This window comes from Novosphingobium sp. UBA1939 (assembly GCF_002336885.1).
Lineage (GTDB): Bacteria > Pseudomonadota > Alphaproteobacteria > Sphingomonadales > Sphingomonadaceae > Novosphingobium.
This window is the reverse complement of record NZ_DDFB01000104.1, coordinates 1-7,746: the sequence shown is the minus strand read 5'-3', so window position 1 is coordinate 7,746 and position 7,746 is coordinate 1. Positions and strand designations below refer to the sequence as shown.

Below are 7,746 nucleotides of genomic sequence, written 5' to 3'. Positions count from 1 at the left end.
AACCCCCAAATTCCCGGCTCAAACACCAAACACCAAACATCCACTCCAACACGCCACCACCAACCACGCCCCCCACCGACACCAAACACCCCACCCCACATAAACCCAATATAATCACATAAAATCAAAGTTATAGATCGGATCAAGAGCGGCGAATCACGGTGAACAGACCGAATCGCGCGCATGATTCGCGCCCCGTCCGCCGCCCATCCGATCCGCTCCGGGCGGAGTGTAAGGCATTCCTTAAGCGCGGCGTCGTATGGCCGGCCCATGAGCAACGTCCCATCTCCGGCATCGACACCTCCGCGTGTCGCGGTCATCGTTCCTGCCTATGGGGTGGCGCATCTTGTCCGCGAGGCCCTCGGCTCGTTGCAACGGCAGACCCTGGCCGACTGGGAATGCATCGTTATCGATGACGGCGCGCCCGACGATGTGGCCGGCGCGGTGGCACCTTTCCTCTCCGATCCGCGCATCCGCTTCGTGCACACGGACAACCGCGGCGTTTCAGCGGCGCGCAACCATGCCGTGCGCCAGACGCGCGCGCCGCTGATCGCGCTGCTCGACGGCGACGACCTGTTCCGCCCGGCCTATCTCGAGACGATGGTCACGGCGCTGGAAGGCGATGCAAGCATCCGCCTCGCCACCTGCGATGCCCGCATGTTCGGCGCGGTCCCGCGCGAGCGGACGTGCGTGAACGGCCGCAAGCAGGGCACGGGCGACGGTACGCACGGATCGTTGGCCGACGTCCTCGACCGGTCCTTCAACGTCTATATCGGCACGACCTTCCGCCGCGCCGACTTCGAGCGCATTGGCGGATTCGACGAAACCATGGCGCAGTCGGAAGACTTGGACCTGTGGGTCCGGCTGATGATGCTGGGCGGTCGCGCCTATTACGCCAACGCCGTGCTGGGCGATTATCGCGTCCGGCCGGGATCGGCGTCGTCCAACAGCGGCCGCATGCTGCTCGGCAACATCAAGGTATATGAAAAGGCCCGGCGCGCCTTGCCTGACAACGCCCCCGAAGCCCCGCTTATCGATCGCCTGCTCGCCGAAAACCACACCGCGCTCGCGTTCGAACACGCCATCGACCGGATCGTCGACGGGGACACGCGGCGCGGGCTGGCCGAACTGCGCGCCACCAGCGGCCATGTCGAAGGCGTGGTCTGGCGGGCATCCTTCGTAATCTGGCACATCCTGCCCGCGCTGGCGCGCCCCATGCTGCAATGGCGGCGACAGAAGCACCGGCGCGGCGGCAACGGCGAGAGCACCTTGCCCGGCATTCTCGGCATCGGAGCATGAACGCGCACCCGCCATCCCCCGCGCTGACCGTCGCGACCAGCGTCCATAACGGCGAACGCTTCCTCGACGCCGCGATCGATTCCGTGCTGGCGCAGAGCTTCGGCAATTTCGAATTCCTGCTGCTGGACGACCGCTCCACCGATGGAACGGCGCAGATCATCGCCCGTCACGCCCAGAGGGATCGGCGCATTCGCGTGATCCCGTCGCTTCACAAGGGGCGCGTGGCGGCGCTGAACAGCCTGTTCGATGCCGCGCGGGCGGCCTGGGTCGCCATCGTCGATGGCGACGACATCCAGCATCCCGATCGTTTCGCCCGGCAGATGGCGGAAATCGCACGGCGACCCGATGGCGAACGCCTTGTCGTGTTGGGTGCGGAAGTCCAGATGGTCGGTATCGATGGCCAGCCGATCGCGCGCCCTGCGTTCCGGCGGCCGCTCGACGACGCGGGAATCCGGGCCAATCTGGAAATCGGGGCACAGCTTTCGCACAACGCCTGCGTGGTATCGCGCGAGGCGGTCCGCGCCGTGGGGGGCTATCGCCCGGCCTACCGCCATGCCGAGGACTACGACCTATGGTTGCGCCTGTCCGAAGCCGGATCGATGGCCAACCTGCCCGATCGCCTCGTCGACTACCGCATCTATCCGGATCAGGTCAGCAGCCGCCATGTTGTCGAACAGATGCGCAATACCGCGATCGCGTGGCTTGCGCACCGTGCCCGCTCCGCCGGCCTGCCCGATCCCACCGAACACATCGCGACGATGCCACCGCTGGAAGAACTCGATGCGTGGTTCGGCGAAGGCGCGGCGCGCTATGTCCGCCGCCGCATCCTCGACCGCGTGATCTATTCGCCCGAAGCTCTCTCCGGAGACGGATGGACGGCGCTGCGCGATCATGTGCGCCGCGACGGCGCGCGCGGTTCCCGCCTGTGGCGGGCGGCGGCGCGGCTTGTTCGTGCCGGGCATCCGATCAAGGCATCGACCATCGCCGCCGGCCTGATCGGCGTGCCCGGCCTGAGCAGCGGTGCATGAGCACGGCCGCCGACACGCCGCCGCAGGTGCCCCAACCGCAGATGCCCCCTCCGCAGATGTCCGTGCGCACCGCCGCCGCCTGGGCGCTGGTATCACAATATACCTCGTTCGCGATCCAGTTCCTGACCAGCGTGGTGCTGGCGCGCTGGTTCATCACGCCGGCGGAACTCGGGCTGTTCTCGATCGCCTTCGCGGCGGTCACCATCGTCGCCTTCCTCCAGGATTTCGGCGTGACCCGCTATGTCAACGGCGAACGCGACCTGACACCCGAAAAGCTCCACATGGCGTTCACCGTCTCGGTGGCTTTCGCCTGGGGCATCGCGATCCTGACGATCCTTTCGGCCAAGCCGATCGCCCTGTTCTACGGCGATCCGCGCCTGCTGCCGATCACGCTGGTGATCGCCTGCTCCTATCTGGCGGTGCCGCTCGCCATCGTGCCGCAGGCGACCTGCCAGCGGCGCATGGACTACAAGTCCAACACGATGATCGAGGTCGGCTCCTCCATCGCCAACGCCGCCACGGCGGTCACCCTGGCGGTGCTGGGCTATGGCGCGCTGGCGCTGGCCTGGGGCGCGTTCGCGCAACAAGCGGCGCGGCTCGTGGTCAGCCAGTGGCGTGCGGGGCTGATGCTGCCCTGGCCGATGCGCCTGAAGGGCGCCGCGCCGGTGCTCAAGCTGGGTGGCACCAATTCCGTGCTGGCGACGTGCTATTCGATCACGGGTCGCGCGCCCGAGCTGGTCATCGGCCGGCTGATCGACAACACCGCCGTCGGACTGTTCACCCGTGCCTCGGGGCTGGCGCTGCAACTGCGTCTGCTGGTGGCCGGCGCGGTGACCGGCGTGTTCTACCCGGCCTTCCGCCAGGTGCGCGACAGTGGCCAGCCGCTCGGCCCGCCCTACCTGCGCGTCGTCGCCGCCTATACCGGTGTCACCTGGCCCGCGATGGCGGGCATCGCCGTGCTGTCGGAGCCGCTGGTCAACCTGCTCTACGGCCCGAAATGGCTTGCCGCCGCGCCCTTGCTAGGCTGGGTCGCGCTGTCGCAGCTGTGCTATGTCTCGCTGCCGCTGAATGGGGATCTGCCGCTGCTGCTCGATCGCATGAAGGGCCTGATCCATCGCAACATCGTGGAAACGGTGATGTCGGTCCTGCTGATCGCGCTCACCGCGCCGTTCGGCCTGATCTGGGTTGCCATCTCGCGCTTCGCCCACGGGCTGTTCTGGGTAATGATCTACGCACCGTTCATGCGCGGGATGCTCGATTTCCGCTGGCGCGACCTTTTCCAGATTTACGCGCGCAGCCTGCTGGCCACGCTGGCGGCGGTCGGCCCGCTGCTTGCCAGCTATGTCTTGTGGCACGGTCCGGCGGAAACCGGCTTCGGGCAGGCGGCGAGCATGGTGAGCGCCGGCATCGCACTATGGCTGGCGACGCTGTGGGCGATCGGTCATCCCCTGTTCGCGGAAATGACGGCGATGCTGGGCGAGATTCTGGCGGCGCTGCCGCTTCGACGGAAGACGCCCCTTCCCCGATAAACACCATGGCTCCGGCGCCCGAACAGGCGTATGCTGTCAGGCGGAGAGAGAAGCCATGGCACTATATCCGCTATTCGCGGCGGGCGCGTTGCTGCCCCTGTTCACCGCCTACCCCATCGCCGTAGCGCAGGACGGCACGGCCCAGGCCGGTTCGGTCGACATCGTGGCGATCACGCCCGATCTGCAGGCCCGCATGACCGTACCGGTGCATATCGGCGTCGAGAACGCGCAAACGGGCAGCAAACGGGCTGGTCCCTACCGCTTCATGATCGATACCGGCGCGGAACGCACGATCCTGTCGCGCGATATAGCCCGGCAGCTTGGCCTGGCCAGCGCCGGACAGGCGCTGCTGGTGGGCGTGGCGGGCACGCAGGAAGTGGATCTGGTGGAAGTGGAGGAGATCAACCTCGGCCGCCGCAGCTTCTATGGCCTCACCGCCCCACTGCTCGACGGGCGCTGGATCGGCGCGGACGGGATCATCGGGCTGGACAGCCTGCAGGACCAGCGCGTCCTGCTCGATTTCGACAAGAAGGTCATGGCGATCGGCGATGCCCGGCAACTGGGCGGCAACAGCGGCTTCGAAATCACGGTGCAGGCGCGGCGCCGGTCGGGCCAGCTGATCATGACCAACGCCATGGTCGATGGCGTCCGTACCGATATCATCATCGATACCGGCTCGGATACTTCGATCGGCAATCCCCCGCTGCAAAGGGCGTTGGCACGCCGTCATGCGCAGGAACAGACCTCGCTCATATCGGTGACCGGGCAATCGATCTCCGCCGACGTGGGGCTGGCGCGCACGCTGGTGCTGGGCGGGCTGACGATGTCGAACACCCCGCTGGTGTTCGCTGATGCGCCGCCGTTCAAGGCGCTCAAGCTGGACAAGCGCCCGGCGATGCTGCTCGGCATGGACCAGTTGCGCCTGTTCCGCCGCGTGGCGATCGACTTTTCGAGCCGGAGCATCCTGTTCGACATGCCACGGGGCCTGCCGATGCAGTTCGGGATGAACTGAACGCAAGGGACGCCAGCAGCGACACGGGCGCGGATAATCCACCCGATCGGGCAACGGGGCTGGCGGATCGGCGCAAAGCGCCTATGTGAAGGCCCATGCCGCCCGAAACCGCCACCGACCGCAACGCCCGCCACGATGGATGGCACACGCTGCGGCGCTTCCTTCCCTATCTCTGGCCCGCCGACAACAAGGCGCTGCGCTGGCGCATCGTTTTCGCCAGCCTGTTCATCCTGGCCTCCACCGGCACACAGCTTGTCCTGCCCTATCTGCTGAAGTGGGCGGTGGACGCGATGAACGTGTCCGGCCCGCGCCTGATGCGGTTCGCCATGCTGATGGTGCTGGGCTACGCGGCCGGGCGCTTCGCCGGCGTCGCCTTCGACAACCTGCGCAACATCGTGTTCGAACGGGTGGGGCAGGATGCAACGCGCGCGCTGGCCGAAAACGTGTTCGCGCGCCTGCACCGCCTGTCGCTGCGCTTCCACCTCGCCCGCCGCACCGGCGAAGTAACCAAGGTGATCGAACGCGGCACCAAGAGCATCGACACGATGCTTTACTTCATGCTGTTCAACATTGCGCCCACGGTGCTGCAGCTCGTGATCGTGGCGGTGATCTTCTACTTCACCTTCGGCTGGGGCCTTGTCGCGGCGACGGCGGTGGCGATCGCGGGCTATATCTGGGTTACGCGCACCATCACCGAATGGCGCACCCATCTGCGGGAGAAGATGAACCGGCTCGATGGGCAGGCGCTTTCCCGCGCGGTCGATTCGCTGCTCAACTACGAGACGGTGAAATACTTCGGCGCGGAGGCGCGCGAGGAAGCCCGCTATGCGCAGGCGACGCGTGCCTATGCCGATGCCGCGGTAAAGAGCGAGAATAGCCTGGGCCTGCTCAACATCGCGCAGGCGGTCGTGGTCAACCTGCTGATGGCCGGGGCGATGGCGTGGACGGTCGTCGGCTGGGCCAAGGGCCAGTACACCGCTGGCCAGCTGGTGTTCGTGCAGACCTACCTCACCCAGCTTTTCCGCCCGCTCGACATGCTCGGCATGGTCTATCGCACGATCCGGCAGGGGCTGATCGACATGGCGGAAATGTTCCGCCTGATCGATACGCACGTGGAAGTCGCCGATGCACCCGGCGCGCCGGCGCTGATCGTGCGGCGGCCCTCGGTGGTCTTCGACAACGTGGTGTTCGGCTACGATCCCGACCGCACGATCCTGCACGGCCTTTCGTTCGATGTGCCGGCCGGCAGCCGCGTCGCCATCGTCGGCCCTTCGGGCGCGGGCAAGTCCACCATCGCGCGCCTGCTGTTCCGCTTCTACGATCCGGGATCGGGCCGCATTCTGATCGACGGGCAGGACATCGCCGGCGTGACGCAGGCGTCCCTGCGCGCCGCGATCGGCATCGTGCCGCAGGATTCGGTGCTGTTCAACGACACCATCGGCTACAACATCGCCTATGGCCGCGAAGGCGCGACACAGGCCGACGTGGACGCCGCCGCGCGCGGGGCCGCCATTTCCGATTTCATCGCCCGCCTGCCGCAAGGCCTCGATACCGAAGTCGGCGAACGCGGCCTCAAGCTTTCGGGCGGTGAAAAGCAGCGGGTGGCCATCGCCCGCACGCTGGTCAAGAACCCGCCGATCCTGCTGTTCGACGAAGCGACCAGCGCGCTCGACACCCGGACCGAGCAGGACATCCTCGGCACGCTGCGCATGGTCGCCGCCAACCGGACCACGATCTCGATCGCGCACCGCCTGTCGACGATTGCGGACTCAGACCGCATCCTCGTGCTGGATCAGGGACGGCTGGCGGAAAGCGGCAGCCACCTGGAACTGCTGCGCCGCGACGGTCTCTACGCCGAGATGTGGGCGCGCCAGGCGGCGGAAAGCGAAGAGGTGAGCGAGGCGGCAGAGTAATCCGCCGGCCTGCTCCGGCGTTCACTTCACCACATCGGCCTCATGCCACACGACCGCCTGCGCCGCCTTCATGCAGCTATTCTCGATATCCCACGCGAGCGAGGGCGAGCCATAGAGCCGCCAGCCCTGCGCCAGCGCCTCTGACACGCGCTCGCAAAAGGCACGGTCGTCCTTGCCGGTGAGCAGGCGGTAGATCGGGCGGTCTTCGGGGGTCTGGTAGGTCATCGCATGGCCCTACCAGATCCTCCCCAGGATGGGGAGGGGGACCACCCGCAGGGTGGTGGAGGGGGCTTGGCCTTGCGGCCCATCCTCACCGAGACTGCCACCCAGCCGAGAAGCCCCCTCCACCGTCCTGCGGACGGTCCCCCTCCCCGCATCGGGGAGGATTTTTACAGGATATACTTCGACAAGTCCGCGTTGCCGGCAAGGCTCGCCAGCTTGTCCGCCACATAGGCCTCGTCGATCGTCACTGTGGAGCCCACGCGGTCCTCGGCGTCGAAGCTCACTTCCTCCAGCAGCTTTTCCATCACCGTCTGCAGCCGCCGCGCGCCGATGTTCTCGACGCTTTCGTTGACTTGCGCGGCGGTGCGGGCGATCGCGCGGATCGCCTCGGGCGTGAAGTCCAGCGTCACCTGTTCGGTCCCCAGCAGGGCGCGGTACTGTTCGACGAGATTGGCGCGCGTTTCCGACAGGATGCGCACGAAATCGTCCTCGCTCAGCGCCTTCAGCTCCACGCGGATCGGCAGGCGGCCCTGCAGTTCGGGCAGCATGTCGCTGGGCTTGGCCACATGGAACGCGCCGCTGGCGATGAACAGCACGTGGTCGGTCTTCATCGGGCCGTACTTGGTGGCAACGGTCGTGCCCTCGATCAGCGGCAGCAGATCGCGCTGCACACCTTCGCGGCTGACCGAGCCGCCGCGCACGTCGCTGACCGCGATCTTGTCGATCTCGTCGAGGAAGACGAT

General features: G+C 66.7%; 7 protein-coding genes. 5 read left to right on the top strand and 2 right to left on the bottom strand.

Going from position 1 to position 7,746, the window contains the following annotated elements:
* Window positions 1-270: 270 nt before the first annotated feature.
* From B3547_RS13265 to B3547_RS13245, 5 genes are all read left to right on the top strand, one after another.
* Window positions 271-1,299 (top strand): glycosyltransferase family 2 protein, encoded by a 1,029-nt coding sequence (locus B3547_RS13265; protein WP_292963889.1) that lies wholly within the window; start codon window positions 271-273, stop codon window positions 1,297-1,299.
* Complete coding sequence (locus B3547_RS13260) at window positions 1,296-2,327, top strand: glycosyltransferase family 2 protein (RefSeq protein ID WP_292963887.1); 1,032 nt, start codon at window positions 1,296-1,298, stop codon at window positions 2,325-2,327. Before B3547_RS13265 ends, B3547_RS13260 begins: the two co-directional genes overlap by 4 nt.
* Window positions 2,324-3,856: an oligosaccharide flippase family protein gene (locus B3547_RS13255; RefSeq protein ID WP_292963885.1), complete on the top strand. Its 1,533-nt coding sequence runs from the start codon at window positions 2,324-2,326 to the stop codon at window positions 3,854-3,856. The genes B3547_RS13260 and B3547_RS13255 overlap by 4 nt, the downstream gene beginning before the upstream one ends.
* Window positions 3,857-3,911: 55 nt before the next feature.
* Window positions 3,912-4,868, top strand: coding sequence for a retroviral-like aspartic protease family protein (locus tag B3547_RS13250; RefSeq protein ID WP_124811314.1), 957 nt, complete (start codon window positions 3,912-3,914; stop codon window positions 4,866-4,868).
* A 95-nt stretch (window positions 4,869-4,963) separates the two neighbouring features.
* Window positions 4,964-6,781, top strand: a complete 1,818-nt coding sequence (locus B3547_RS13245) for an ABCB family ABC transporter ATP-binding protein/permease (RefSeq protein WP_124811315.1) — start codon at window positions 4,964-4,966, stop codon at window positions 6,779-6,781.
* 21 nt (window positions 6,782-6,802) lie between these two features.
* On the opposite strand, the gene B3547_RS13240 is transcribed toward B3547_RS13245, so the two are convergent.
* Window positions 6,803-7,006: a DUF1737 domain-containing protein gene (locus B3547_RS13240; protein ID WP_292963881.1), complete on the bottom strand. Its 204-nt coding sequence runs from the start codon at window positions 7,004-7,006 to the stop codon at window positions 6,803-6,805.
* Window positions 7,007-7,170: 164 nt separating this feature from the next.
* The coding region (locus tag B3547_RS13235) for an AAA family ATPase (protein WP_292963879.1) at window positions 7,171-7,746 on the bottom strand (576 nt) is incomplete at its 5' end.